A 24556-nucleotide genomic window follows, 5' to 3' on the forward strand; every position below is an offset into this window, starting at 1 on the left:
TGGCCCCGGTGTCAGGGAGTTGCTCCGGCCACCGTGATGGTGAGCCTGTCCTGAGCCGTCGTCGCCGACGTCCAGCCGCCCTCGGCCCTGTCCCAGGCCAGCCCCGAGTAGGAAACGGAGGTGATGTGCAACGCGGATGCGTTCGCCACGGCCCACTGGGCGGTCGCCCAGCCGGTGGTGCCGGATGCGTCCACGCCCAGCCGCGTGCCGTCCACTACGCCACCGAGGGGCCCGAAGACCTCCTCCGCGGCGGCGGAGACGGCCAGCGCATCACCGGAGCCGGCGGGTTCGCGGAGGGTGCAGTCCAGGGCTGCGGGGGAGTTGCCCGTCAGCGCCGAGGCGAAGGCGCGCCCCTCCGGCTCGTGGTCGGCGTAGGCCTCCGGGTAGGCCGATCGCTGCACCGTCTGCGCCGCCTCCGTGATGGGCAGCGTCTCGTATCCCGGTACCCGGACGAGGGCGTCGTAGAACGCGCCCGTCGCATAGAGCGGCGTCATGACCTGCTCCTCGGTGCCCCAGCCCTGCGAGGGCCTCTGCTGGAACAGGCCGCGGGAGTCCGGCCCGGCGTCGTCCCCGTAGTCGATGTTCTCCAGCCTCGACTCCTGGATTGCCGTAGCGATCGCGATGGACGCAGCGCGGGCGGGTAGCCCCCGGCTGACGGCCACCCCGGAGATCAGGGCCGCGTTCCCGGTCTGCACCGGTGTGAGCTCGAAGGTGTCCGCGCCCACCGTGGCGCTGCAGCGTTCACGGACGAGCATCTCGCCGTCGTCCAGTTGCCCGACTGCGACGGCACCTCCGACGACGACGGCCGCGAGCGCCGTGAGCATGGCGCCGGCCCGGACCCGGCGCCTGCGGCGACGGACGGCAGCGGAGGGAGGGCGCGGCGACATGCGCTAGTTGGCGTGGAGGGCCGGATTCAGGGCGATACCCCGCCCGCTGCGGGGGCGCGCCTCGACGGCTCCTGTGGTGGAGTTGCGGAGGAAGAGGATGCCGGGCTCTCCCGAGAGGTCCTTCGCCTTGACGAGCGTCCCGTCCTGCAGGGTGACCTTGGTGCCTGCGGTGAGGTAGAGGCCGGCCTCGACGACGCAGTCGTCCCCGAGGGAGATGCCGACGCCGGACTCCGCGCCGAGGAGGCACCGCTCGCCGATGGTGATGCGCTCCTTCCCGCCTCCCGAGAGCGTGCCCATGATCGAAGCGCCGCCGCCGACGTCCGAGCCGTCCCCGACGACCACACCCGCGGAGATGCGGCCCTCGACCATCGAATGGCCGAGCGTGCCCGCGTTGAAGTTCACGAAGCCCTCGTGCATCACGGTGGTGCCGTCGGCCAGATGCGCCCCCAGCCGTACACGGTCCGCATCGGCGATGCGCACGCCTGCCGGGACCACGTAGTCGACCATCCGGGGGAATTTGTCGACGCCGTACACGGCCACGGGGCCCCGGGCCCGGAGTGCAGCGCGGACCACCTCGAAGCCCTGGACGGGAGCGGGCCCGTGGTTCGTCCACACCACGTTCGCGAGGAGTCCGAAGATGCCGTCGAGGTTGATGGTGTTGGGCTGCACGAGCCGGTGGGAGAGCAGGTGGAGCCTCAGGTAGGCGTCCTCGGTGCCGGCAGGGGCCTCATCGAGGTCCACGACGAGGTCGACGACGCGCTGGGTGACCTTCCGGGCGTTGTCCACGCCGGACTGCGCCAGGGCCTCCAGCGTGTCCCGCAGATCGACCGCCGCGCCGTCGTCCGCCCCGAGCCAGGGAGCGGGGAACCAGGTGTCCAGGACGGTGCCGTCCGCTGCCACCGTGGCAAGGCCGGTGCCGCCGGCCGACCGCTCGACGGGCAGGGATGAGCTGGGCGTGGGAGGAGTCATGGGCAGCAGTCTACCGAGCGTTAGTGTTGCAGCATGATTCAGACACCCTCCGCGGAGCTCGACCCGACCTCCGACGTCGCCCATCTGACCGCCCGGCTCATCGACCACGAGAGCGTGTCCGGGAACGAGGCCGGGATCGCCGACGCCATCGAACACGCGCTGCGGCGGCTGGACCACCTCGAGGTGGTCCGCGACGGGGACTGCGTCATGGCGCGTACCCGGCTCGGGAGGGCCGAGCGGGTCATCCTCGCCGGGCACATCGACACCGTGCCGCTTCCGGCTGCGCCCGGATCGAGGGGAACCGTGCCGTCCTCCTGGGAGGGCGAGATCCTGTTCGGCAGGGGCGCCACCGACATGAAGGGCGGCGTGGCGGTGCAGCTGGCGCTCGCGGCGGCCCTCACCGAGCCGACGAGGGACATCACGTTCATCTTTTACGACCACGAGGAGGTCGAGGCGTCGCTGAGCGGCCTCGGGCGTGTAGCGGTATCCCACCCCGAGTGGCTGCAGGCCGACTTCGCCGTGCTCCTGGAACCCACCGACGGGACGGTGGAGGGCGGCTGCAACGGCACGGCCCGCTTCGAGGTGCGGGTCGCCGGGAAGGCAGCCCACTCCGCGCGTGCCTGGAGGGGCGTCAACGCCATCCACGGCGCCGCGGAGATCCTGGTGCGGCTGCGCGACCACGAGCCGGCGACGGTCCACGTGGACGGCCTCGACTACCGGGAGAGCCTGAACGCCGTGGGGATCACGGGCGGGACGGCGGGCAACGTGATCCCGGACAGCACCGTGATCGAGGTCAATTACCGCTTCGCGCCGGACAAGACCCCGGAGCAGGCCGAGGAGTACGTCCGGGCCCTGCTCGAAGGCTTCTCCGTCACGCGCACCGACGTCGCCGCGGGAGCACGGCCCGGCCTGCAGCACCCGGCCGCCGCCGCCTTCGTCGCGGCGGTCGGCGCGGAGCCGAAGCCCAAGTACGGCTGGACCGACGTCGCACGCTTCAGCGCCCTCGGAGTGCCCGCGGTCAACTTCGGGCCCGGCGACGCGCTCCTCGCGCACACCGACGACGAACACGTCGACGCGGACGCGGTGCGCGCCTGCCTCCGGGCCCTGCTGACCTGGCTGTCCTGACCGCACCCGGGCCGCACCCCGACGACGAAGGGCCCAGCCTGCGCTGGGCCCTTCGTCGTCGTGCTCGTCGAGATCCCGTCCGGGGAGTGCCCGCCGGTCCGATCAGGTGGAGGCCGGATCCAGGGCGATGACGTCCTTCGCCGCGGGCTTGCGTCCCTTCGTCCTGAAGCTCAGGAGGACGGAGAGTCGGGTGGCCAGCGTGGAGAGGGCGAAGTTGATGAGGATGAAGATCGCCGCGGCGACGAACAGCGACGGGATCACATTGCCCTCGCCGACGCCGAGCCGCCGCGTGAACTGCAGCAATTCGGGGTAGGTGATGATGAAGCCCAGCGCTGAGTCCTTGAGGATGACCACGAACTGGCTGATGAGGGCAGGGAGCATGGCGATCAGTGCCTGCGGCACCTCGATGGTGCGGAGCGACTGGTTCCTCGTGAGCCCGATCGCCATGCCGGCCTCGCGCTGCCCCTTCGGCAGGCCGTACACACCGGACCGGACGAGTTCGGCGATGACGGATCCGTTGTAGAGGGTGAGCGCGAGGACGACCGCGATGAGCGGAGCATCCTGCGGCTTGACCGCCCCGGAACTGCCGAGCGCCAGCCAGAAGAAGATCATCATGAGCAGCACCGGCACGGCGCGGAGGAACTCGACGACGATGCCCGCGATCCAGCGGATCGGGGCGATGTGCGAGAGCCTGCCCACTCCGAAGACCAGCCCGAAGAGCACCGAGGTGACGATGGCGATGCCTGCGGCCTTCAGCGTGTTGAGCAGGCCGGGCAGGATGAAGAACTCCCACGTCCGGGACTCGAGGAACGGCGCCCACATTCTTCCGGCGAATTGTCCCTTGTCGGCCAGGGCGGAGACGACCCAGGCGAGGATGCCGAGGACCACCAGCACGCCGACGATGTTGCCGATCAGGATGTTCCTGCGCGCACGGGGCCCGGGCGCGTCGAAGAGGACCTGTTGAGCGCTCATCGAGCCACCGCCAGTTTCCGTGAGGCCCAGGTGGTCAGGAGCCCGATGGGGATCACCAGGATGACGAAGCCCAGGGCGAAGGTGAGGAAGATCGGGATGACCAGGTCCGAGCGGAATTCGATCATGGTCTTCATGAGGCTCGACGACTCCGCCGCCACGGAACCGGCTGCGGCGACGGTCGAGTTCTTGATGAGTGCGATCAGCACGTTGCCGAGCGGGGCGACCGCGCCACGGAAGGCCTGCGGCAGGATGATGAGGCGCGCTGCCGGCAGGAAGCTCAGGCCGATGGCGCGCGCGGCCTCGGCCTGGCCCAGAGGAACCGTGTTGACCCCGCTTCGAATGGCCTCGCACACGAAGGCGGCGTGGTACAGGGCGAGCCCGACGATCGCGATCCGGAACAGGCTCACGTCCAGTTCGGACGCAAGGCTGATCTGCATGACGGAGAACAGTCCGAGGAAGCCGAACGCGAGGATGATCGTCAGCGGCGTGTTGCGGAAGATGTTGACGTAGGCCGCGCCGAACCACTGCAGGCTCGGGATGGGGGAGATGCGGAACAGGGCCAGCACGGTGCCGATGGCCAGTGCCCAGAGGGCTGCCCAGAACGACAGCTGGATGTTGACCCAGAATGCGGCGGGTACGTCGTAGGTCTCGAACAGCGACAGGTAGTTCTCCACGATTCACCTCTTTCCTGGTGGGGAACATGGCATTGGTGGGGCAGCCCGTACGGACTGCCCCACCAATGGGAGCGATGCTAGGCGCAGGGCGCCGGGGTCGGCGGGTTCAGCTCTGCATTGAAGGTGTAGTCGGCACCCTCGGTGTTGCTGGTGATCGCTTCTTCCCAGGCGCCGTCCTCGATCATCTTGGTGATGGCCGCGTTGACCTCCTCGCAGCGTTCGGTGCTGCCCTTCGGCAGGCCGACGCCGTAGTTCTCCTCGGAGAAGGTGTTGCCGACGACCTTGAACTTGCCGGCATTCGCCTCCTGCGCGGCGAGGCCGGCGAGGATGATGTCGTCGGTGGTGACGGCGTCGATCTGGCCGCCGCCCATCGCCGTGACGCATTCTGCGTAGCCCGGCTGCTCGACGAGCTGGACGCCCGGGTACTGGTCCTTGATCTTCTGCGCCGAGGTGGAGCCGGTGACCGAGCAGAGGTTCTTGCCCTCGAGGTCCTCGGGACCGGCGATGTCGCTGTCCGTGGGCACCAGGAGGTCCTGGCCCGCCACGAAGTACGGACCGGCGAAGTCGACGGTCTCCTTGCGGGTGTCGGTGATCGAGTAGGTCGCGAAGATCATGTCCACCTGGTTGTTCTGCAGCAGGTTCTCGCGGTTCGCGGACGGGGCCTCCACGAATTCGATGTTGTCCTCGCTGACGCCGAGCTCACCGGCGACGTACTTCGCGACGTCCACGTCGAAGCCGGAGTAGGATCCGCCCTCGTCGTAGCCGAGCCCCGGCTGGTCGAACTTGATGCCGATGCGGAGGCTCTCGGCCGCCGTCTCGCCGCCGCCGGACTCTCCCTCGGCGCTGTCGCCGCCACCACAGGCGGACAGTGTCAGTGCGGCCACTGCGGCCACCGCGGCTAGCGCGTATCGGGTCTTCTGCATTGGTTCTCCTAGCGTTGCGGCCCTACGAGGGCCTCGGTGTGATGAGTGTGGGTCAGTGCGAGAGGATCTTGCCCAGGAAGTCCTTGGCGCGGTCGCTCTGGGGATTCGTGAAGAACTCCTCCGGAGTGGCCTGCTCCATGATCTGTCCGTCCGCCATGAAGATCACGCGGTCCGCGGCCCGGCGGGCGAAGCCCATCTCGTGGGTCACCACGATCATGGTCATGCCCTCCTTGGCGAGGGACACCATGGCGTCGAGCACCTCGTTGATCATCTCCGGGTCGAGGGCCGAGGTGGGCTCGTCGAAGAGCATGACCTTGGGCTTCATGGCGAGGGCGCGTGCGATGGCCACGCGCTGCTGCTGGCCTCCGGACAGCTGGGCCGGGAGCTTCTGGGCCTGGTTGTCCACGCCGACGCGCCTGAGCAGGGACATCGCCAGTTCCTTGGCCTCGCCGCCCTTCATGCCCTTGACCTTCATCGGGCCCAGCGTGACGTTCTCCAGGATGGACTTGTGCGCGAACAGGTTGAAGGACTGGAAGACCATGCCGACGTCGGCACGCAGTTTCGCGAGCGCCTTGCCCTCGGCGGGAAGTACCTTGCCGTCGATGGTGATCTCGCCCTCGTCGATCGTCTCGAGCCGGTTGATCGCGCGGCAGAGGGTCGACTTCCCCGAGCCGGAAGGCCCGATCACGACGACGACCTCGCCGCGGGCGATGTCCAGGTCGATGTCCCGGAGGACGTGCAGCTCCCCGAAATGCTTGTTGACGTTCCTGAGGGAGACGAGGGGGCTTCCCGAGGACGCGGGGTCGGTCCGGTGCGGTGCACTTGTCATGGGAGAAATCTAGCGAACTATTCCCCGCCAGCAATACACAGGAGTGGAATGGGGATGATCGTTCTTCAAAAGCAACCAAAAGTCCCCGGGGCATCGGGCCGTTGGTTAGCCTAGGGAAATGTCTCCCTCCCAGCACCCCGCGGCCAGCGACGACGCACGGCCCTCCACCGTCCACGACGAAGACCCCGGTCCGCTGTCCGGCCGGCTTCCGGGTGCCGGCCGGAGCGGGATGAACGGCGCCCGCACCCAGGGCGCCGCTGAGGGGAAGGCGGCACGGCGCAAGGGCCCGGTCGAGTTGAGGCGAAGGCAGGCGGCCGTCCCGCAGGCGGACAACATGCTCCTCGACGCGGACGATTCCGGGGGCTTCACCCGGACCGACCCGTGGCGGGTGCTGCGCATCCAGAGCGAATTCGTGGAGGGATTCGGAACGCTCGCGGATCTCGGGCCGGCCATCAGCGTGTTCGGTTCCGCGCGCACCGCCCGGAATTCGTCGTTCTACTCCATCGGCGAGGAAGTGGGCCGGCGCCTCGTCGCATCAGGATTTGCGGTGATCACCGGGGGAGGCCCCGGCGCCATGGAGGCCGCCAACAAGGGGGCGGTCGAGGCGGGAGGGACGTCCGTGGGGCTCGGCATCGAACTGCCGTTCGAACAGGGCATGAACGAGTGGGTGGACCTCGGCATCAACTTCCGGTACTTCTTCGCCCGCAAGACGATGTTCGTCAAGTACGCGAGCGGTTTCGTTGTGCTCCCGGGTGGATTCGGGACCCTCGACGAGCTGTTCGAGGCCATGACGCTGGTGCAGACGGGGAAGGTCACGTCCTTCCCGATCGTGCTCATCGGCGTCGACTACTGGCGCCCGCTCCTCGACTGGGTCGAGGGCACGCTGCTCGTCGCAGGCACCGTCTCCGAGAAGGACCTCTCGCTGCTGCAGCTCGTGGACACCGCGGAGGAGGCTGTGCGGATCGTCGCAGCGTCTGCAGGGCACGAACACCGGTCCTGAGGGTTGCCCACCGGTGTCTCTGGCACCATTGCGATGTGACTATCTTCCTGGTGATCCTCGCCATCCTGCTGGTAGGAGGAACCGCCGTCCTCGCCTCGGGACGCCCGCTGCCGGCGCCGCTCCGACGTCCTGGTGCAGGCTCCCGCACAGGTCCCGCGGCCGGTTCCGCAGTCCGTCCCCGCGGCGGCGACGGCGCGAGGTACGCTCCCGGAGGAAGCGAGGGGCTGGGCCTGGTGCAGCCCGTGGCGTCACTGCCGCCCGTCCTCCTCCCGGAAGCTCCCTCTGCCCGGGATGTCGACGCCGTCCGTTTCGGGCTCGGCCTGCGCGGTTACCGCATGGACCAGGTGGACGAGGTCCTGGACCGGCTCGCAGCCGCGCTCGAGGATCGGGACGCCATGATCAGGAACCTGCGCTCGCAGCTCGCGGACCGGGACCGGGTGCGATGAGTGGTGCCGTCCCGGGTTCGGACGGCCGGCTGCGCTGCGGCTGGGCGGTCTCGAGCACGGAGTACGAGCGCTACCACGACGATGAGTGGGGTCGTCCGGTCCACGGCGAGTCGGCGCTGTTCGAGAGGTTGAGCCTCGAAGCGTTCCAGTCGGGACTGAGCTGGATCACCATCCTGCGCAAGCGCGAGGCCTTCCGGCGCGCCTTCGCCGGTTTCGATCCTGCCGTGGTCGCGGACTTCGGCCCGCAGGACACGGAGCGGCTCCTGGGCGACGCCGGGATCGTGCGGAACCGGCAGAAGATCGAGGCGACGATCGCCAATGCCCGGGCGCTGCTGGCGCTGCCGGACGGCACCACCCTCGCCGGCCTCCTCGAGGGCCATCGCCCAGGGCCCCGTCCTGCGCCCGTAACCCTGGAAGACGTACCGGCGATCACGTCCGGGAGCGCGGCGCTGGCCCGCGAACTCAAGGCCCTCGGGTTCCGCTTCGTGGGCCCGACGACGGCCTACGCCATGCTGCAGGCCACGGGCTACGTCGACGACCACCTCAGGGACTGCTGGGTCAGATCAAGGCCCGGCCCCGAAGGAGCATCCGCCGCGGCGGGTTCGGATGCGGCCACCCCGTGAGCGGCACGAGTAGGGCAGCGACCGGTCGGCCGGCGCTGCTCTCGGCGCACTGGTCCGTCCCGGTGCTGGCGGTCTTCGTCGTCGGGCGCCTCGTGTCCACCGTGATCCTCCTGGTCGCCGCAGCGCGCCAGGACTCCAGCCCGTGGTCCGGGCCTGCTCCCGGGTACGGCACGTTCATCAACTACTGGGACAGCGGCTGGTACGAGCGCATCTTCAGGGAGGGCTACCCTTCCGAACTGCCCCGGGACGCCCGCGGTGCCGTCAGCCACAACCAGTGGGCGTTCTACCCTCTCTTCCCGGGGCTCGTCCGGGGCCTCCATGCCGTCACCGGTCTCGGCTGGGGTGTCCTCGCGCCCTTCGTGGCCGTGACGGCCGCCGCGGCAGCCTCGCTCGTGGTCTACAGGCTGTTCCGGCTCCGGTCCGGGCACGGCGCCGCCCTCGCGGGAGTCGCCGTCGTCTCCCTCGCCCCCGTCTCCGCGATCCTCCAGGTGCCCTACGCGGAGTCGCTGCACCTGCTGCTCCTCGCCTCGGCCCTCTACCTCGTGGCGGTCGGCCGGTACTACGCCGCGATGCCCGTCGTCGTGCTCATGTGCCTGGCACGTCCGGCCGGAGTGCCCTTCGCCGTCATGGTGGGCATCCTGTTCCTTCATGCCCTCTGGGGAGCGCGCGGTCCAGGGGCCGGCGCGGCCGGCCGGGCGCAGGCGGCGCGGCAGGTGCTTCCCCTCCTCCTGCTCGCAGCGGTCTCGGCCCTCTCAGCGGTCGCCTGGCCCCTCATCGCGTGGGCGGTCACGGGGCGGCGTGACGCCTATGTGGCCACGGAGACGGCATGGCGTGGGGAGGCACTGACTCCGTTCGTGCCGTGGTTCGAGGCCCCCGCCGCCGTCGTGGGCCCGGCCTCCGCCGCCCTGGTCGTCACGGCCCTGCTGCTCGGCACGGCCGGGCTCTTCCTCGCCCCGGCGGTGCGCTCGATCGGGCTGGTCCTCGGTGCCTGGTGCGCCGCGTACCTGCTGTACCTCGCGGCGTTCTGGGATCCGCAGTCGAGCACGTGGCGCATCCTGCTGCCGCTCTTCCCCCTGGCCCTGGCGGTCGCGACCCTCCGCGGGCGCCTCATCCTCTGGACGGCCCTGCCGGTATCCGTGCTGCTCCAGTTCCTCTGGGTGGACTGGCTGTGGGGCTGGACGCCGTCGGGGCCGGACGGGGATTATCCACCCTGAGTGTGATCCACGCCGCACCGGAATTAGCAGGTGCAGGCCTTGTGCTGAATAATGAAGGAGATGACGTGCACCGCCGGGCCCTGCACCGGGCCGCCGGGACGGAGCACCGTTTACTGTCGCGCTGCCGCTGATCGCGGTCGCGCCCTGTCGAAAGGGACACTCCTATGGCTGCCATGAAACCGCGTACCGGCGACGGACCGATGGAAGTCACCAAGGAAGGGCGCAGCCTCATCATGCGGGTGCCGATCGACGGCGGCGGACGCCTCGTCGTGGAACTCAACGCGGAAGAGGCGGGCAAGCTCAAGGACTGCCTGCTCTCCGTCACGGGCTAGTCCGCACTGCTCCCGGGCGCTGCGGCGGATGCTGCAGTGGCCGGGAGCAGATTCCGAGCCCGGTCAGGCGCGCTGCTTGACCGCGAGGAGGAGTCCCGTGCCCGTCGGCAGGAGTGCGGAGACGAGGGATTCGTTCTCGCGAACCATCCTGCCGACCTGGCGCAGCGTGTTCGTGGACTGCTCGCGCACCGCCGGCTCCGCGACCCGGTCCTGGTCGAGTGCGTCGTTGACGATCAGGATGCCGCCGTCCTTGAGCAGGCGCGTGGCCTGCTCGACGTAGACGGGGAGGCCGGGCTTGTCGGCGTCGATGAAGACGAGGTCGTACGCCCTGTCCGTGAGGCGCGGCAGGACATCGGCCGCGCGGCCGGAGATGGTGCGCGTGCGGTTCGAGGGGATGCCGGCCTCCGAGTAGGCCTCGCGGGCTGCACGCAGGTGGTCCACGTCCGAGTCGATCGTCGTCAGCACGGCGTTCCGGCCGAGGCCCCTCAGCAGGCACACGCCGGATACGCCGGCGCCCGCGCCCACCTCGACGGCGGTGGTGGCCTTGGACGCGGCCGCGAGCACCGTGAGGGCGGCGCCGACCGCGGGAGTCACCGGGGCCACGCCCAGCTCGTGGGAGCGGTCGCGTGCCCTGAGCAGGATGTCGTCCTCGTCGGGGAGCCCTTCGGTGTAGGACCAGCTGCTGTGTTTGTCGGCGGCCATGGACGTCCGTTCTGTGGTTCGCGGGAGATTCCGGGGGAATACGTGGTCTCGGGAGGCAGGAGCCCCGCCCCAACACTACTGTGCGGCCTACCCGCACTTCCATGCGGACGGGTGCTCACGGGCGCGCGAGGACGGCCGATGCGGCGCGGGGGGAGGGGGTGCAACACGCACAGAGCTGCCAGCTGGTTCCCAGCTTGGTGCGAAAGACTTTTTCTTCGGGACATCCAGCATGAGTACAGCCCCGAATCCCTCCTACCACAGCCTCCCGGTCGCCCGGCCCGGAGCAGGACCGGTTCGGATTCGCGGTGAGAAGGGGAACATCATGTCCAGCGTGAAAGCGGCACAGGCCTCCGTGGAGGCTGGCTCCGGAGTGGATGCTCCCGTCCTGGATGAGCACGGCAACCCGTGGGTCGCGCCGTCGTGGGAGGAGGTCGTCACCAACTACTCGCCCAAGGTCTACCGCCTGGCCTATCGGCTGACGGGCAACAAGTTCGACGCAGAGGACCTCACGCAGGAAGTCTTCGTCAGGGTGTTCCGGTCGCTTGCGAACTTCAAGCCGGGCACGCTCGACGGCTGGTTGCACCGCATCACCACCAACCTCTTCCTCGACCAGGCACGGCGCAAGACCCGGATCCGCTTCGACGGCCTCACGGAGGAGGCGGAAAGCCGCCTGCCGAGCAAGCACCCCGGCCCCGAGCGCAGCTTCGAGTTCAACAACCTCGATATCGACGTGCAGGCCGCGCTGGAGGAGCTGCCGCCGGACTTCCGTGCCGCCGTCGTGCTCTGTGACCTCGAAGGCCTCGCCTATGACGAGGTGGCGCAGGTGCTGGGGGTCAAGCTCGGGACCGTCCGATCGCGCATCCACCGGGGGCGGACCATGCTGCGCGAGAAGCTCGCGCACCGCGACCCACGTATCTCCGGCGGGAGTGCCCTGGGGGTCCCACGGATCGCCGGTGTGGGCTAGGCGCGATGCTTCATCCCCGTCGATCCCTGCAGGACCTCGTGGACGGTGAGCTGTCCGACCGCCGCCGCATCGCCGTGGAACGCCACGTCGCCCGCTGCCCGCCCTGCGCAGTGGCGCTCGCCCGTCTCCGGGGCCTCAAGAGCGCACTGCTCGGCCTGAGGAAACCGTCCCCGGATCCCGACTTCAGGCAACGGCTGCTCGCGCCCGGTCTCGACTCCGCGTTCGCTGCACGGGAGGTGCGCACCGGGTCCAGCGCCGCCTTCGTCCGTTCCCACCACGAGCGCACGGGCCCACAGCGCCGCCGCACGCTCGTGGCGGCAGCCGGAGGGTCCGCCGTCGCCGCCACGGCTCTCCTCGCCGGTGCGTACGTCGTCGGTGCGGAGGCCCGTCCCGTAACGGCCGACGGCGTGAGCGGGACCACGTCGCTGCGCGCGGGATGGGACTCCGTGGCGCCGCAGACGCCGACCTACCTGGACACCGAGCAGCTCGCGACGCTCCGGGCCGGAGGCTGGTACTGCCCCGAGCTCGAATCGCTGGGCTTCACGCTGCAGAGCGCGGAGGGCATCACCGTGGGCGGCAGGCCCACGCTGGAACTCGTGCTCGAGAACGGCGGCGACACGGTCACCGTGTACGAGCAGCGGAAGGTCGGCGACGTCCGCGACGCGGAGACAGCGCCGGTCAGCGCCGCGACCGGCAACATCGTGACGTCCGACGGCTTCGAGCACATCGGTGGAACCGACCGGGACGTCTGGGTGCGTTCCGGGGACCCCTGGCAGGTCGTCCTCGATTCCCCGGCGGTCACCTACACGGTGGTCTCGGACCTCCCCGCGGCCGTCATGCCGCAGACGCTCAGCCAGCTGGTCACCACCGAGCACGCGCAGCTGGCGCTGTCTCCCCAGGGACAGGGCGACTCGATGATGGAGCGCATCATCCGAGGGCTCTCGATGATCGCCCATCCCCGGGAGGGTGCCGGGTAGCTGCCGGCGGCCGTCCGGTGAACGGCGGACGACGCCCCGGTGACGGCTCGACGACGGCGGCGTGACGGCTCGCGCGCTGGTGCCGGTCGGTCGGCGGAACGGCTCTGGCGAATGTGTTCGGCGCAGGCCGGGAAGGTAGTCTTTTCACGTGTTGGGAATCAACGGCCTCGAACTCGTGGTCCTGGCGATCATCGCCGTCGTGGTGCTCGGCCCGGAGCGCCTTCCGGAGTACGCTGCCCAGCTCGCCCGGCTCGTGAAGGGCCTCCGGCGCATGGCCACCGGCGCCCGCGAGCAGCTCCGCGAGGAGGTCGGGCCGGAACTCGACGAGGTCGACTGGCGAAAGCTCGACCCCCGCCAGTACGATCCCCGCCGCATCATCAAGGAGGCCCTCCTCGACGACATCGAGGACGTCTTCAAGCCCGTCAGCCAAGGCGCCCCGAAACCCGTGGCCGCTCCCGCTGCCGCCCCTGCCCGCACGGCCGCCGTGTCCGTCGGGATCGGTCCGCGACTCGAAGCGGGCCGTGCCGCACCCTACGACCTCGAAGCTACCTAGGCCTGTCCACTTTCGGCGGCGAGGATCCTCAGCGGACGCTCACGGGGAGCTTCAGCCCTTCCAGTCCGCGCGGACGCCGTGCGAGGGTGGTCGCGATCGCCGTGAGTTCGTCGCGCGCCCTGGAGCCGCCGGGGTTGAGCACGAGGGGGGTGCCGGAATCTCCACCCTCGCGCAGCGCCACCTCCAGCGGGATGCTGCCGAGCAGGGGCACCTCCGCTCCGAGCGTCGTCGACAGCCGGGCGGCCAGTGCGGTGCCGCCGCCGGTCCCGAAGAGTTCGAGCCGTCCGCCGTCCGGCAGTTCCAGCCAGGACATGTTCTCGATGACCCCGGCCACCCGCTGCCCGGTCTGGGCGGCCATGGAGCCTGCGCGTTCGGCGACGTCGGCGGCAGCGCTCTGCGGCGTCGTCACGACGAGGAGTTCCGACGACGGCAGCAGCTGGGCCACGGAGATGGCGATGTCGCCGGTGCCGGGAGGAAGGTCGAGGAACAGTGCGTCGAGGTCACCGAAGTACACATCGGTGAGGAACTGCTCGAGGGCCCGGTGCAGCATGGGCCCGCGCCAGGAGATGGGCTGGTTGCCCTCGACGAACATGCCGATCGAGATGACCTTCACACCGTGGGCCACCGGCGGCAGGATGAGCTCGTCGACCCGCGTGGGCTGCTGCGTGATGCCCAGCAGCGCGGGAACGGAGAAGCCGTAGACATCGGCATCGACGATGCCCACCCGGAGCCCCTGGGCGGCCATGGCGACGGCCAGGTTCACGGTCACGCTGGACTTCCCGACACCGCCCTTGCCGCTCGCGACGGCGTAGACCCGCGTGAGCGAGGCCGGATCGTTGAAGGGGATGCCCCGGCGGCCCCCGGCACCTTTCAGCTGCTCCTTCAGTGCATCGCGCTGGGCCTGGTCCATGACGCCCAGTTCGACGTCGACGCGGTCCACGCCCTCGACGGCGGACAGGGCCGCCTCGGTGTCCTGCCGGATCGTGTCGCGCAGGGGACACCCCGCGATGGTCAGCAGGACCCTGATGCGGACGGTCCGCCCGTCGACGGCCACCGATTCGAGCATGCCGAGTTCGGTGATGGGGCGGCGCAGTTCAGGATCGATCACGGTGGCGAGGGCCTGCCGTACGGCCTCCTCACGGGGCAGGGCGGTGCTCACCGGACGGGCTTCCTCCCGGCGGGCTGGACCTTCGACAGCGCCGCGGTGCTCTCCGACGCCTTCCGGGGCTTCCGTTTCTGCAGGGTCAGCTCCTGGCCGTCGGTCGTCTCGAGGAGTTCCTCGAGGATGGAGCGCAGCTCGGACCGTACGTAGTCGCGCGTCGCCACCTCGCGCAGGGCGATGCGCAGTTCCGCGATCTCCCGCGTCAGGTACTCGGTGTCGGAGAGGTTCCGCTCCGCCCGCTGGCGGTCCTCCCGCATGGAGACGCGGTCGCGGTCGTCCTGGCGGTTCTGCGCGAGCAGCAGCAGGGGTGCGGCGTAGGAGGCCTGCAGGGAGAGCATCAGGGTCAGTGCCGTGAACCCGAGGGCGGCGCTGTCGAAGCGGACGTTCTCAGGGGCGATGGTGTTCCACGTCAGCCAGACGACGACGAACACCGTCATGTAGAAGAGGAACTGCGGGGTCCCCATGAAACGGGCGATGTTCTCCGTGCCGCTGCCGAACCGGTCAGGGTTCGGTCGCAGGCGCGGGAGGATGCGCTTGCGCGCCTCACGCGGCGTATCGAGCCCGCGCGTACTCGACCTGATCTTCTCAACCACGGCGGTCACCTCGTTTCTGTCCTCGTGTGTCGTCCTGTGCCCGCCAGTCGTCGGGCAGGAGGTGATCCAGCACGTCGTCGACCGTCACGGCGCCGACGAGCCGGCCTTCGGTGTTGACGACGGGCAGCGAGTTCAGGTTGTAGGTGGCGAGGATCCTCGACACCTCGCTCACATTCGCCTGGTCACCCACGGCCTCGAGGTCCGTGTCGATGATGTTGCCGAGTGGCTCGGGCGGCGGATAGCGCAGCAGCTGCTGGATGTGCACCACACCGAGGTAGCGCCCGGTCGGTGTCTCCAGCGGAGGCCGGCACACGAAGATGGAGGAGGCGAGGGCGGGCGTCAGTTCCTCGCGCCGGACGTGCGCGAGCGCCTCGGCGACGGTCGCCTCGGGCGGGAGGATGACGGGCACGGTGGTCATGAGGGAACCCGCCGTGTCCTCCTCGTACTCGAGCAGGCGGCGGACGTCCTCGGCATCGTCGGGCTCCATCAGCTGGAGGAGCTCCTCCTTCTGGGCCTCGGGCAGCTCGTTGAGGAGATCGGCGGCGTCATCGGGGTCCATCTCCTCGAGGACGTCCGCCGCCCGCTCGCGCGTCAGGGACTGGAGGATCTGGACCTGGTCGTCGTCGGGCAGTTCCTGGAGGACGTCCGCGAGGCGGTCGTCCTGGAGCTCTCCGGCCACCTCGATGCGCCGCTTGTCGTTCATCTCGTGCAGCGCGTCGGCGAAGTCGGCGGGCTTGAGGTCGTCGTGCTGGGCGACGAACTGGGTGGCGCCCTGTGGTTCGTCCGTGGTTCCGTGGAAGGCGTCGAGCCAGTCGATGATGAGCCGCTCGCCGCCCCGGCGGAGTCCGCGCAGAGGCGACGCCGGTCCGCCGCGGCGTACGAAGAGCTGCGACACGTGCCAGTCACCGGCGCGGTTGCGCTCCATCGCGATGTCCTCGACGACGGCGCTGCCCGTGCCGTCGCGCAGGGTGAGGCGGCGGTCGAAGAGCTCGGCGACCACGAGCATCTCGGCGCCACGCTGCTCGAAGCGGCGGAGGTTGACGAGGCCGGTGCAGATGATCTGGGACGGGTCCATCGACGTGATGCGCGTCATCGGCACGAACACGCGCTTCTTGCCGGGGACCTCGACCACGAGGCCCACGACCTGCGGCGCCTTGGCGGGCCCGCGGTCGAGTACGACGGCGTCCCGCAGGCGGCCGAGGCGGTCACCGAGGGGATCGAAGACATCGAGCCCCAGGAGTCGGGCGACGAAGACGCGGGTCGGGTTGGTAGTCACTGCTCTAGGCTATCGGGCGCGGCAAATCGGGGCGCTACCGCCCGGGTGCGACGCCGGACGAGGGCGTGCCGCAGGACGCCCCCCGGGTGCCGTCCGGCATCTTCCCGGGAGGTGTCCGGCAGGCCGGGAGTTCACCCCGGGCGATACGCCTCCCATGCGCGGAGGAGGTACGCAAGAATGGAGAGCATGTCGACACCACCACTTGGAACCACTGCCTCCCGCGACCTGGGCCGCGTGCTGCCCACGGGCGAGACCATCGGCCGGTACACGAGCTACCTGGATGCCCAGAAGGCGGTGGACTACCTCGCCGACCACAAGTTCGCGGTGCAGCGGGTGGCGATCATCGGCAACGACCTCAAGACGGTGGAGCGTGTCACGGGGCGCCTGAGCTATCCGCGGGTCGCCCTCGGCAGCGCCGCGACCGGCGCCTGGTTCGGCCTGTTCGTCGGCCTGATCCTGAGCCTCTTCGCGGGCAGCGAGTCCGGGATCACGATCACGTCCTCGATCGCGCTGGGGGCCATCTTCTGGCTGCTCTTCGGCATCCTCACCTACGCCTTCCAGCGCGGAAAGCGGGACTTCACCTCCACGAGCCAGGTCATCGCGACGAGTTACGACGTGATCGTCGATCCGAGCCTTGCAGGCGACGCGCGCAGGATGCTGCTGGGACTGCCCATGAACGGGCAGTCCCAGCACCCCGGTGCCGCTCCCTCCGTCTGGGGACAGGGGCCCGGGCAGGGCCAGCAGCAGGCGCCCGAGCGTCCTGCCGCCTGGAACGACCCCTACACGGGTCGGCAGCCGCAGGATCCGAACCAGCCGCAGCCGGGTGGTGCCGAGGGCCAGACCGCCGGTCCCGGCACCACCGGGCCGAGGCGGGGGCAGTTCCCCGACCTTCCCGACGGCCGGCCCCAGTACGGGATCCGCGTCGAGGACCAGGCCGCCGGCAACCAGGCGGAGGTCGACCCGGCGGACGCCGTCGGGCAGCCGGGGACGGCGGCCGAGCCCCGGCAGGACACGCACCCTGAGGACGGCGGACAGGGGAGCCACGGATCCTCGGCAGCGGGAGGACCGCGCTAGCGCCGCGACCGGCGGACACGGCCGGCAGACACGGCCGGCAGACATGACGAAGGCAGGGACCCGGAGGTTCCTGCCTTCGTCATGTCTGCCGTGCCCGGTGCGTGGAGGTGGCCCGGTGCGTGGAGGTGGCCCGGGGGCAGGACGGTTACTCGCCGGTGCTGCCCCAGATACCGGCCATCCAGTCCTCGACGTCGTCCGGGTTGCGGGGGAGGGCGGCGCTGAGGTTCACGGGGCCATCCGCGGTCATGAGGATGTCGTCCTCGATCCGCACGCCGATGCCCCGGTACTCCTCCGGAACCGCGAGGTCCTCGGCCTTGAAGTAGAGGCCCGGTTCGATGGTGAAGACCATCCCCTCCGCGAGGACGCCGTCCAGGTACAGATCGCGCTTGGCCTGCGCGCAGTCGTGGACGTCCATGCCGAGGTGGTGGCTCGTGCCGTGGGGCATCCAGCGCCGGTGGTGCTGGCCCTCGGTCGCCAGGGCCTCCTCGAGGGAGACGGGAAGCAGCCCCCACCGGTCGAGGTTCTCCGCCAGGACCGTGACCGCGGCGAGGTGGATCTCCCGGAACTTCCGCCCGGGGCGGGCTGCTGCGAAGCCGGCATCGGCGGCGTCGAGCACCGCCTGGTAGATCTTCCGCTGCACCTCCGTGTAGCGCCCGTTGACGGGGAGGGTCCTGGTGATGTCGGCGGTGTAGAGGCTCTCGGCCTCGACCCCCGCGTCCAGCAGGAGCAGCTCACCCGCGCTGACCTGGCCCGTATTGCGGATCCAGTGGAGCGTGGTGGCGTTGTTGCCGGAGGCGGCGATGGTGTCGTACCCGAGATCGTTGCCGTCCTCGCGGGCCCGGGCGAAGAACGCGCCCTCGACCACGCGCTCGCCGCGGTGGTGGGTCAGCGCGCGGGGGAGTGCCCGGACCACCTCGTGGAAGCCGTCGACGGTGGCCGCGACGGCCGCCTCCATCTGCTCGATCTCCCACGCGTCCTTGACGAGGCGCAACTCGGACAGGGCTTCCGCGAGCACGGCGTCGAGGGCGTCGGCCTGCTCCAGGTCCACGCCGGTGTTGATACGCGACGTGTCCACGAGGGCGTCTGCGTTGAAGTCCACCTCCCGGAGGAGCCGGATGCTGATGCCACCGATCGCCGCGACGCCGGCGTCCTTGGTGATGGCGACCTCGAGTTCGGCGAGGTCCGCGGTCTCGAGCGCCAGCTGGGCCTTGAGCTGGGCCATCGAGAGGCGCTGGCCGATCCAGAACTCGCCGTAGCGCGCGTTCGCGTAGAACTCGGCGCTGGCCCGCCCGGCGAGTTCGCGGAAGTACAGTGTGGCGCAGTGGTTCCCGCCGTGGTCGCCCGTGCCCTGGTCGACCGGCTCGAGGACCAGCACGGCGTCGGGCTCGTGGTCGAGGCCCAGCCCGGTCAGGTGTGCGAAGGCCGAGTGCGGGCGGTACCGGTAGTCGGTGTCGTTGGAACGGACCTTGAAGGGGCCCGCAGGAACCACGATGCGCTCGCCGGGGAAGCGGTCGGAGATGGTGCGACGACGGCGGGCCGCGTGAGCCGCGACGGGCGACTCGGCCGGGAGATCGTCCGAAGGCGGCGCCCAGCTACTGGCCATGAAGGCCTTGAAGGCGTCGGAGTCCGGCCGCTGCGAGCGGTTCTCGTTCCGGTCGGACAGCGGCTGGCCCTCCGGTGCGTCGGTGGGGTTCTGGGCTGCGAAGGTGGTGTCGTCAGTGCTCACCCCGCTATCGTCCCACCATCGTCGCGTGCCGGGAAAGTCGCGGCACCGCCCGACGCGGTCGCCACGGCACTGCCCGGCACCGGCGGATCGCCGGCGGCTCAGGGGAGCGCCTGCGCCGGCGGTACTGTGGCGCCTGGCCGGAAGGGTTACGCGCGGCGCGTAGATTGGACCCGGTGAGAATCGATCTGCACACCCACTCCAACGTCTCGGACGGCACCGAGGATCCCGAGGTCCTGATCGCGTCCGCCGCCGCAGCGGGCCTCGACGCCGTCGCGCTCACCGACCACGACTCCACGGCCGGCTGGGACCGTGCCCGTGCTGCAGCGTCCGGGTACGGCATCACCTTCGTGCCCGGGATGGAGGTCTCGTGCCGTACGGACACGGGCATCAGCGTGCACGTCCTGTCCTACCTGCACGATCCGCTGCACGCCGGGTTGCTCGGGGAGATCGGGAAGTCGAGGACGGCGCGGCTGACGCGTGCGCAGCGGATGGTCGAGCTCATGTCGGTGGACTTCCCCATCACCTGGGAGCTGGTGCAGGAGCACGTGACCGAGGGTGCCACCGTGGGGCGGCCGCACATCGCCGACGCCTTGATCTCCCTCGGCGTCGTGGGCACGCGCTCGGAGGCGTTCGAGCGCGTCCTGACGGCCCGTTCGCCGTACTGGGTCAGCCACTACGCGCCGCACCCCGCCCACGCCGTCGCACTCATCCGTGAGGCCGGCGGGGTCCCGGTCTTCGCCCACCCGTCGGCCTTCAACCGTGGAGCCGTGGTGGGCGGAGCCGTCATCGACGAGATGATCGACGCCGGCCTGCTGGGCCTGGAGATCGAGCACCGGGACAACCCCGAGAGCGCGCGCGTGGAGCTGAGGAGGATCGCTCGGCACAACGGGCTGCTCGTGACGGGATCGAGCGACTACCACGGCAGCGGCAAACCGAACCTGCTCGGGGAGAACGTCACGAGCAGGGAGGCCCTCGAGGCCATCACGGGGCTCGCCACGGGCACTGCGGTCAGCTGAAGGACGCGCCGGCCGCAGCGGCCCTGGCGGACGGGACCCGGCGTGCCGGACCAGCTGGTTCGTTCAGCTGCTCCTCGCGGCGGGCTGGGTCCAGGGGGCCAGCCGGGCCCGCATGACCTCGACGGCCTGGGGATTGCGGTCCACGCAGACGAAGCGCCGGCCGAGCTTCCCGGCTACCGCGCCGAGCGTGCCCGATCCCGCGAAGAAGTCGAGCACCCAGTCACCCTCGCGGCTGCTCGCCGCGACGGCCCGCCGCAGCAGGCCCTCCGGCTTCTGGGTGGGGTAGCCCGTCTTCTCGCGGCCCGTCGGCGACACGATGGTGTGCCACCAGACATCGGTGGGGAGTTTGCCGAGCGCGGCCTTCTCGGCGGTGACCAGTCCGGGCGCCATGTAGGGCTCCCTGTCCACCTCGTCGCTGTTGAAGTAGTAGCCGGCCGGGTTCTTCACGTAGACGAGGATGTTGTCGTGCTTCGCAGGCCACTTCCGCTTGGCCCGCGCACCGTAGTCGTAGGCCCAGATGATCTCGTTGAGGAAGCATTCGCGACCGAAGAGCGCATCCAGCATGACCTTCGCGTAGTGCACCTCCCGGTAGTCCAGGTGCAGGTACAGGGTGCCGTCGTCGGCCAGGAGCCGCCAGGCCTCGGCGAGCCTCGGCGCGAGGAAGTCCCAGTAGTCCTCGAAGGCGTCGTCGTAGCTCGCGAGCATGCCCTTGACGGTCGCGTAGGAAAGACCCTTGAAGCCCACGCGGTCGCCCGTGCCGTCCGCGGCGCGCACCATGGTGGTCTGCTGGCGGCGCTGCACCCGGCCCGTATTGAACGGCGGGTCCACGTAGACCATGGTGAAGGCCGCGTCCGGCAGCGTCGCGAGGTACTCCGCGTTGTCCGCGTGCACGACGAGGTTGGCGCCGTCCGCACTCCAGGGAGGCGCGGACGGCACGGGAAGCCCGGTCACCGGGGGCTAGTCCTCTGAGCCGCCGGCAGGGTCCGCGACGACCTCGCCGTTGCGGCGGCGGGTCCGGCTGCGCCGGGGGCGGTCACCCGATGGTGCCTCACCCTCGCTCGCGGCACGACGGCGCCGTCCACCGCTCTCGATCGGGCCCTCGGACGCGACGGGTGCTGCAGGCGCCTCGGCGTCACCGGGACGCTTCGTTCCCCGGCCGCGGCCACGGGATCTCCGCGAGCCTTCGCCGGACTCCCCGTCGCGCCGCTGTCCGCCGCGCTCGCCGGAGCGTCCGCGTGCGCCGTCGTTCCGGGAGGTGTCGTTCCGGCCGCTGTCCGGGCGGGTGCCACCTCCGCGCTTGCCGGTCTCGCCGAGGTCCTCGAGCACCTCGGCATTGATTCCCGCGAGCTTACGGTCCTTGCGCGGGAGGCGTCCCTTGGTGCCCTCGGGGATGTCGAGGTCCGTGTACAGGTGCGGCGACGACGAGTACGTCTCCACAGGCTCGGGCGTGTCGAGGCCGAGGGCCTTGTTGATCAGGCCCCAGCGGGGGACGTCGTCCCAGTCGACGAAGGTGACGGCCGTGCCCTTCTTGCCGGCACGCCCGGTGCGGCCCACCCGGTGCAGGTAGGCCTTCTCGTCCTCGGGGCACTGGTAGTTGATGACGTGCGTGATGTCCTCGACGTCGATGCCGCGCGCCGCGACCTCGGTGGCGACGAGGACGTCGATCTTGTCGCCGCGGAAGGCACGCAGCGCCTGCTCGCGGGCGCCCTGTCCGAGGTCGCCGTGGATGGCCCCGGCGGCGAAGCCGCGGTCGATCAGTTCCTCGGAGAGCTTCGCGGCGGTGCGCTTCGTCTTGCAGAAGATGATGGCGCGTCCGCGGCCACGGGACTGCAGGATGCGGGCCACGACCTCGGCCTTGTCCAGGTTGTGCGCCCGGTAGATGACCTGACGGATGTCCTTCTTGGTGATGCCCTCGTCCTCGGGATCAGCGGCCCGGATGTGCGTGGGCTGCGTCATGTACCGGCGGGCCATCGCGATGACGGGGCCGGGCATGGTCGCGGAGAACAGGAGCGTCTGGCGCACCGGCGGGGTCGCGGCGATCAGGGTCTCGACGTCGGGCAGGAAGCCGAGGTCCAGCATCTCGTCGGCTTCGTCGAGCACCACGATCTTGACGTTCTTCAGCACCAGCAGCTTCTGCCGGTACAGGTCGATCAGGCGGCCCGGGGTGCCGACGACGATCTCGACGCCCTTCTTGATGGCCTCGATCTGCGGCTCGTAGGCACGACCGCCGTAGATGGTGACGATGCGCGCGTTGCGCTTCTTCGCCGCCGTCGTGAGGTCGTTGGCCACCTGGACGGCGAGTTCGCGGGTCGGCACGATGACGAGTGCCTGCGGCGCGCCGGGGACCGGGAGCTTCTCGTAGCCGGCGTCCTCGGGCCCGACGACACGCTGGATCGCGGGGATACCGAATCCGAGCGTCTTGCCCGTTCCGGTCTTCGCCTGGCCGATGATGTCGTGTCCGCCGAGGGCGATCGACAGGGTCATGGCCTGGATGGGGAAGGGGTGGGTGATGCCGGCATCGGCGAGGGACTCGACGATGTCCGGGCGGACGTTGAAGTCCGCGAAGGTCTCGGCCACGGCCGCGTGCGGCGCCTCGGTGGTGACGAGGGTCTCCTCGACGTCGATGGCGTCGGCCGAGTTGTCGGCGACGAGGTGGTGCGCGTCGGTTGCCGTGGCGATGTCTGCGCCCGGGGCGGTGTTCGTATCGTGATCTGTGTTGTGCACGTTCTACCGTTCATTCAGGCCACGCGGCCGCTGAGGCTCGACGCCGGGATGGACTGACATCTCGTGCGGAGCGTATCGGCGGGCGCGGAGCGTCCAGTGGAAGCCGATCGCGGGCTTGCAACTGCGTGCGGGCTGCGGAGGGAGACCTGCGCCCGCGGGAAAACTCGGGATCGAGTAGGTACTGCGGGTTATCGAAGATGTGATAACGACCGGGCATCCATTACTACGCGTTAAGACTACCCTGCCCACACCTGCCGGGCGTCATTGCGGACTGCGCGGAGGCGCGTCCGTCGGCTTGACCTCGAAGCGGAGGCGGCGGCGGGCGATGTCCGCTTCCAGGAGGATCACCGTGACGCGCTCTCCTGCCACGAGCTCGCCGTAGCACTTCGCCTCCAGCGGGGGTTCGGTGACCTGCACCGTCCCGGAGAGGCGGGGAGCCTGCCTGCCGGGGGCATCCTCGACGGCGGGCGGCGCGCCCTGGAGCACGACGGCGGAGAACGCCTCGCCGATCCGGTTGCTCAGCAGTGCGGCCTGCACGGCATCCATGGCGCCGGAATCCAGCCGGGACGCCGTCTGGTTGGAGGACGCCATCAGCGTGTTGAGGTCGGGGAGGGCGGCGCGGACCGGCTCCGGGACCTCCTCGCCGGCGCAGATGGCCGCGCACGTGACGAGCACGAACCGGTCCACGAGGCGGCGCAGGGGTGCGGTGGTGTGCGCGTAGGGTGCGGCGATGGCCGACTGGACGACGGCGTCGGGCACCTCGCCGTCGAAGGCGGTGTAGCCGGCACCCCGGAAGAGGGCCGCCGCCGCATGCATCAGGGCGAGCTGCCGCGGGTCGGTGACGTCGAGCGTGCGGAGGAAGGCGCCGTAGGGCATGCCGGCGGGCCAGGGGTGCTCGAGCGCCTCCGACTGGCGGCGGAACTTGCCGAGCGCACCCTCGTCCGGTTCAGGCATGGTGCGCAGGATGCCGATCCCGCCGTCGATCATCATGCGTGCCGCGGCCATCCCCGTCATGAGCGAGATCTGTGCGTTCCAGCCCTCGCAGGGGAGGGCCGGCTCCGTGATGATCCCGTAGCTCTCGCCGTCGTGCGTGATCTCCTGGCGCGGCAGGTTCAGGCTCGCACCGCCGCGGTCCAGTTCCTGCTGGGCGCGGAGGGTCCCGATCTCCTGCAGCAGGACGAGCTGTTCGTCCGCGGTGCCGGCGTCGAGGTCCGCCTGCACCTGGGCGTAGGTGAGCTGGCGCCTGCTGCGGACGGTCGCGCGGCCGACGGTGACGGACTGCACGACCGCTTCGGCGTCGAGCAGGAAGTGCCAGACGAAAGCCGGGCGGTCCTGGGCGGGGAGCAGGCTCGCGGCGTTCTCGGAGATGACCTCCGGGTGCATCGAGATCCGGCCGTCGGGCGCATACATGGTCTGGCCGCGCAGCCGCGCCTCGGCGTCGACGGCTCCGCCCGGGGTGACGAAGAGGGGGACGTCCGCGATGGCGTACCAGACCTCGTAACCGCCCGTACCGCCCACGCCCGTACTGCTCCGCGTCAGGTGCACGGCCTGGTCGAGGTCTGTCGAACCGGGCGGATCGATCGTGAGGAAGGGGAGGGCCCGAAGGTCGGTGGGGTGGAGCTCGTGGGCGGCAACGGCCGCCTCCGCCTCCCGCAGGACCTCCTCGGGGAAGTCCTCCCGGATGCCGAGTTCTTCGCGCAGCGCCCGGAGAGATGCGGTGAGGCGCTGCTGGGACTCCCGGTCCCTGAGGTCCATATGCTGTGCTGGCACAGGCCTTACGGTAATGCACCTTCCG

At 70.2% G+C, this 24556-nt stretch carries 25 protein-coding genes; 11 read left to right on the forward strand and 14 right to left on the reverse strand.

What is annotated here, in order from left to right:
• Positions 1-11: 11 nt before the first annotated feature.
• Complete coding sequence (locus AC1MFI_RS10150) at positions 12-887, reverse strand: hypothetical protein (protein ID WP_479816627.1); 876 nt, start codon at positions 885-887, stop codon at positions 12-14.
• Between the two features lie 3 nt (positions 888-890).
• Positions 891-1856: a 2,3,4,5-tetrahydropyridine-2,6-dicarboxylate N-succinyltransferase gene (gene dapD, locus AC1MFI_RS10155; protein ID WP_479816629.1), complete on the reverse strand. Its 966-nt coding sequence runs from the start codon at positions 1854-1856 to the stop codon at positions 891-893.
• Between the two features lie 33 nt (positions 1857-1889).
• On the opposite strand from dapD, the gene dapE reads away from it, so the two are divergent.
• Positions 1890-2981 (forward strand): succinyl-diaminopimelate desuccinylase, encoded by a 1092-nt coding sequence (gene dapE, locus AC1MFI_RS10160; protein ID WP_479816631.1) that lies wholly within the window; start codon positions 1890-1892, stop codon positions 2979-2981.
• A 102-nt stretch (positions 2982-3083) separates the two neighbouring features.
• Here dapE and AC1MFI_RS10165 read toward each other — a convergent pair whose 3' ends face one another.
• From AC1MFI_RS10165 to AC1MFI_RS10180, 4 genes are all read right to left on the reverse strand, one after another.
• Positions 3084-3953: an amino acid ABC transporter permease gene (locus AC1MFI_RS10165; RefSeq protein WP_479816633.1), complete on the reverse strand. Its 870-nt coding sequence runs from the start codon at positions 3951-3953 to the stop codon at positions 3084-3086.
• Positions 3950-4627, reverse strand: a complete 678-nt coding sequence (locus AC1MFI_RS10170; RefSeq protein WP_479816635.1) for an amino acid ABC transporter permease — start codon at positions 4625-4627, stop codon at positions 3950-3952. The genes AC1MFI_RS10165 and AC1MFI_RS10170 overlap by 4 nt, the downstream gene beginning before the upstream one ends.
• A gap of 77 nt (positions 4628-4704) precedes the next feature.
• Entirely contained in the window at positions 4705-5550 is an 846-nt protein-coding gene (locus tag AC1MFI_RS10175) for a glutamate ABC transporter substrate-binding protein (RefSeq protein WP_479816637.1), read from the reverse strand.
• 52 nt (positions 5551-5602) lie between these two features.
• Positions 5603-6379 carry an amino acid ABC transporter ATP-binding protein gene (locus AC1MFI_RS10180; protein WP_479816638.1) on the reverse strand — a complete coding sequence of 259 codons (777 nt, stop codon included), beginning with the start codon at positions 6377-6379 and terminating at the stop codon, positions 5603-5605.
• Positions 6380-6608: 229 nt separating this feature from the next.
• Between AC1MFI_RS10180 and AC1MFI_RS10185 the strand changes: the two genes are divergently transcribed.
• The 5 genes from AC1MFI_RS10185 to AC1MFI_RS10205 all read left to right on the forward strand — a co-directional run bounded on the left by AC1MFI_RS10185 (position 6609) and on the right by AC1MFI_RS10205 (position 9994).
• The gene (locus AC1MFI_RS10185) at positions 6609-7379 is read left to right on the forward strand and encodes an LOG family protein (protein ID WP_479820843.1); all 771 of its coding nucleotides are present in this window, start codon (positions 6609-6611) and stop codon (positions 7377-7379) included.
• A 35-nt stretch (positions 7380-7414) separates the two neighbouring features.
• The gene (locus AC1MFI_RS10190) at positions 7415-7825 is read left to right on the forward strand and encodes a DivIVA domain-containing protein (protein WP_479816639.1); all 411 of its coding nucleotides are present in this window, start codon (positions 7415-7417) and stop codon (positions 7823-7825) included.
• On the forward strand, positions 7822-8448 hold the full coding sequence (locus AC1MFI_RS10195) for a DNA-3-methyladenine glycosylase I (protein WP_479816640.1): 627 nt from the start codon (positions 7822-7824) through the stop codon (positions 8446-8448). Before AC1MFI_RS10190 ends, AC1MFI_RS10195 begins: the two co-directional genes overlap by 4 nt.
• On the forward strand, positions 8445-9662 hold the full coding sequence (locus AC1MFI_RS10200) for a hypothetical protein (RefSeq protein ID WP_479816641.1): 1218 nt from the start codon (positions 8445-8447) through the stop codon (positions 9660-9662). The genes AC1MFI_RS10195 and AC1MFI_RS10200 overlap by 4 nt, the downstream gene beginning before the upstream one ends.
• Before the next feature lie 164 nt (positions 9663-9826).
• Positions 9827-9994 (forward strand): DUF3117 domain-containing protein, encoded by a 168-nt coding sequence (locus AC1MFI_RS10205; RefSeq protein ID WP_479816643.1) that lies wholly within the window; start codon positions 9827-9829, stop codon positions 9992-9994.
• Between the two features lie 63 nt (positions 9995-10057).
• On the opposite strand, the gene AC1MFI_RS10210 is transcribed toward AC1MFI_RS10205, so the two are convergent.
• Positions 10058-10696 carry an O-methyltransferase gene (locus AC1MFI_RS10210; RefSeq protein ID WP_479816644.1) on the reverse strand — a complete coding sequence of 213 codons (639 nt, stop codon included), beginning with the start codon at positions 10694-10696 and terminating at the stop codon, positions 10058-10060.
• Positions 10697-11018: 322 nt separating this feature from the next.
• On the opposite strand from AC1MFI_RS10210, the gene sigE reads away from it, so the two are divergent.
• The 3 genes from sigE to AC1MFI_RS10225 all read left to right on the forward strand — a co-directional run bounded on the left by sigE (position 11019) and on the right by AC1MFI_RS10225 (position 13190).
• Positions 11019-11660 carry an RNA polymerase sigma factor SigE gene (gene sigE / locus AC1MFI_RS10215; protein WP_479816645.1) on the forward strand — a complete coding sequence of 214 codons (642 nt, stop codon included), beginning with the start codon at positions 11019-11021 and terminating at the stop codon, positions 11658-11660.
• A 5-nt stretch (positions 11661-11665) separates the two neighbouring features.
• Positions 11666-12637, forward strand: coding sequence for an anti-sigma factor family protein (locus AC1MFI_RS10220; protein WP_479816646.1), 972 nt, complete (start codon positions 11666-11668; stop codon positions 12635-12637).
• Positions 12638-12785: 148 nt separating this feature from the next.
• The gene (locus AC1MFI_RS10225) at positions 12786-13190 is read left to right on the forward strand and encodes a twin-arginine translocase TatA/TatE family subunit (protein WP_479816647.1); all 405 of its coding nucleotides are present in this window, start codon (positions 12786-12788) and stop codon (positions 13188-13190) included.
• A 28-nt stretch (positions 13191-13218) separates the two neighbouring features.
• Here the strand turns inward: AC1MFI_RS10225 and AC1MFI_RS10230 are convergent, their stop codons facing one another.
• Genes AC1MFI_RS10230 through AC1MFI_RS10240 form a run of 3 tightly spaced genes read right to left on the reverse strand, consistent with a single transcriptional unit; the run spans position 13219 to position 16221 of the window.
• Positions 13219-14349 (reverse strand): Mrp/NBP35 family ATP-binding protein, encoded by a 1131-nt coding sequence (locus tag AC1MFI_RS10230; protein WP_479816648.1) that lies wholly within the window; start codon positions 14347-14349, stop codon positions 13219-13221.
• Positions 14346-14945 carry a DUF1003 domain-containing protein gene (locus tag AC1MFI_RS10235; protein ID WP_479816649.1) on the reverse strand — a complete coding sequence of 200 codons (600 nt, stop codon included), beginning with the start codon at positions 14943-14945 and terminating at the stop codon, positions 14346-14348. The genes AC1MFI_RS10230 and AC1MFI_RS10235 overlap by 4 nt, the downstream gene beginning before the upstream one ends.
• Positions 14938-16221 (reverse strand): magnesium transporter MgtE N-terminal domain-containing protein, encoded by a 1284-nt coding sequence (locus AC1MFI_RS10240; RefSeq protein ID WP_479816650.1) that lies wholly within the window; start codon positions 16219-16221, stop codon positions 14938-14940. The genes AC1MFI_RS10235 and AC1MFI_RS10240 overlap by 8 nt, the downstream gene beginning before the upstream one ends.
• Positions 16222-16407: 186 nt before the next feature.
• Between AC1MFI_RS10240 and AC1MFI_RS10245 the strand changes: the two genes are divergently transcribed.
• On the forward strand, positions 16408-17295 hold the full coding sequence (locus AC1MFI_RS10245) for a YflT domain-containing protein (protein ID WP_479816651.1): 888 nt from the start codon (positions 16408-16410) through the stop codon (positions 17293-17295).
• 145 nt (positions 17296-17440) lie between these two features.
• Here AC1MFI_RS10245 and AC1MFI_RS10250 read toward each other — a convergent pair whose 3' ends face one another.
• Positions 17441-19021, reverse strand: coding sequence for an aminopeptidase P family protein (locus AC1MFI_RS10250; protein WP_479816652.1), 1581 nt, complete (start codon positions 19019-19021; stop codon positions 17441-17443).
• A gap of 173 nt (positions 19022-19194) precedes the next feature.
• Between AC1MFI_RS10250 and AC1MFI_RS10255 the strand changes: the two genes are divergently transcribed.
• Positions 19195-20037: a PHP domain-containing protein gene (locus AC1MFI_RS10255; RefSeq protein WP_479816653.1), complete on the forward strand. Its 843-nt coding sequence runs from the start codon at positions 19195-19197 to the stop codon at positions 20035-20037.
• 63 nt (positions 20038-20100) lie between these two features.
• Here the strand turns inward: AC1MFI_RS10255 and AC1MFI_RS10260 are convergent, their stop codons facing one another.
• The 3 genes from AC1MFI_RS10260 to AC1MFI_RS10270 all read right to left on the reverse strand — a co-directional run bounded on the left by AC1MFI_RS10260 (position 20101) and on the right by AC1MFI_RS10270 (position 24531).
• Positions 20101-20988: a DNA-methyltransferase gene (locus AC1MFI_RS10260; protein WP_400482502.1), complete on the reverse strand. Its 888-nt coding sequence runs from the start codon at positions 20986-20988 to the stop codon at positions 20101-20103.
• Positions 20989-20994: 6 nt separating this feature from the next.
• A complete protein-coding gene (locus tag AC1MFI_RS10265) occupies positions 20995-22716 on the reverse strand; it encodes a DEAD/DEAH box helicase (RefSeq protein ID WP_479820844.1) in 1722 nt (573 codons plus the stop codon).
• 306 nt (positions 22717-23022) lie between these two features.
• Complete coding sequence (locus tag AC1MFI_RS10270; protein ID WP_479816655.1) at positions 23023-24531, reverse strand: RNB domain-containing ribonuclease; 1509 nt, start codon at positions 24529-24531, stop codon at positions 23023-23025.
• Between the last annotated feature and the right edge of the window lie 25 nt (positions 24532-24556).

Source organism: Arthrobacter sp. BC5, from assembly GCF_056680255.1.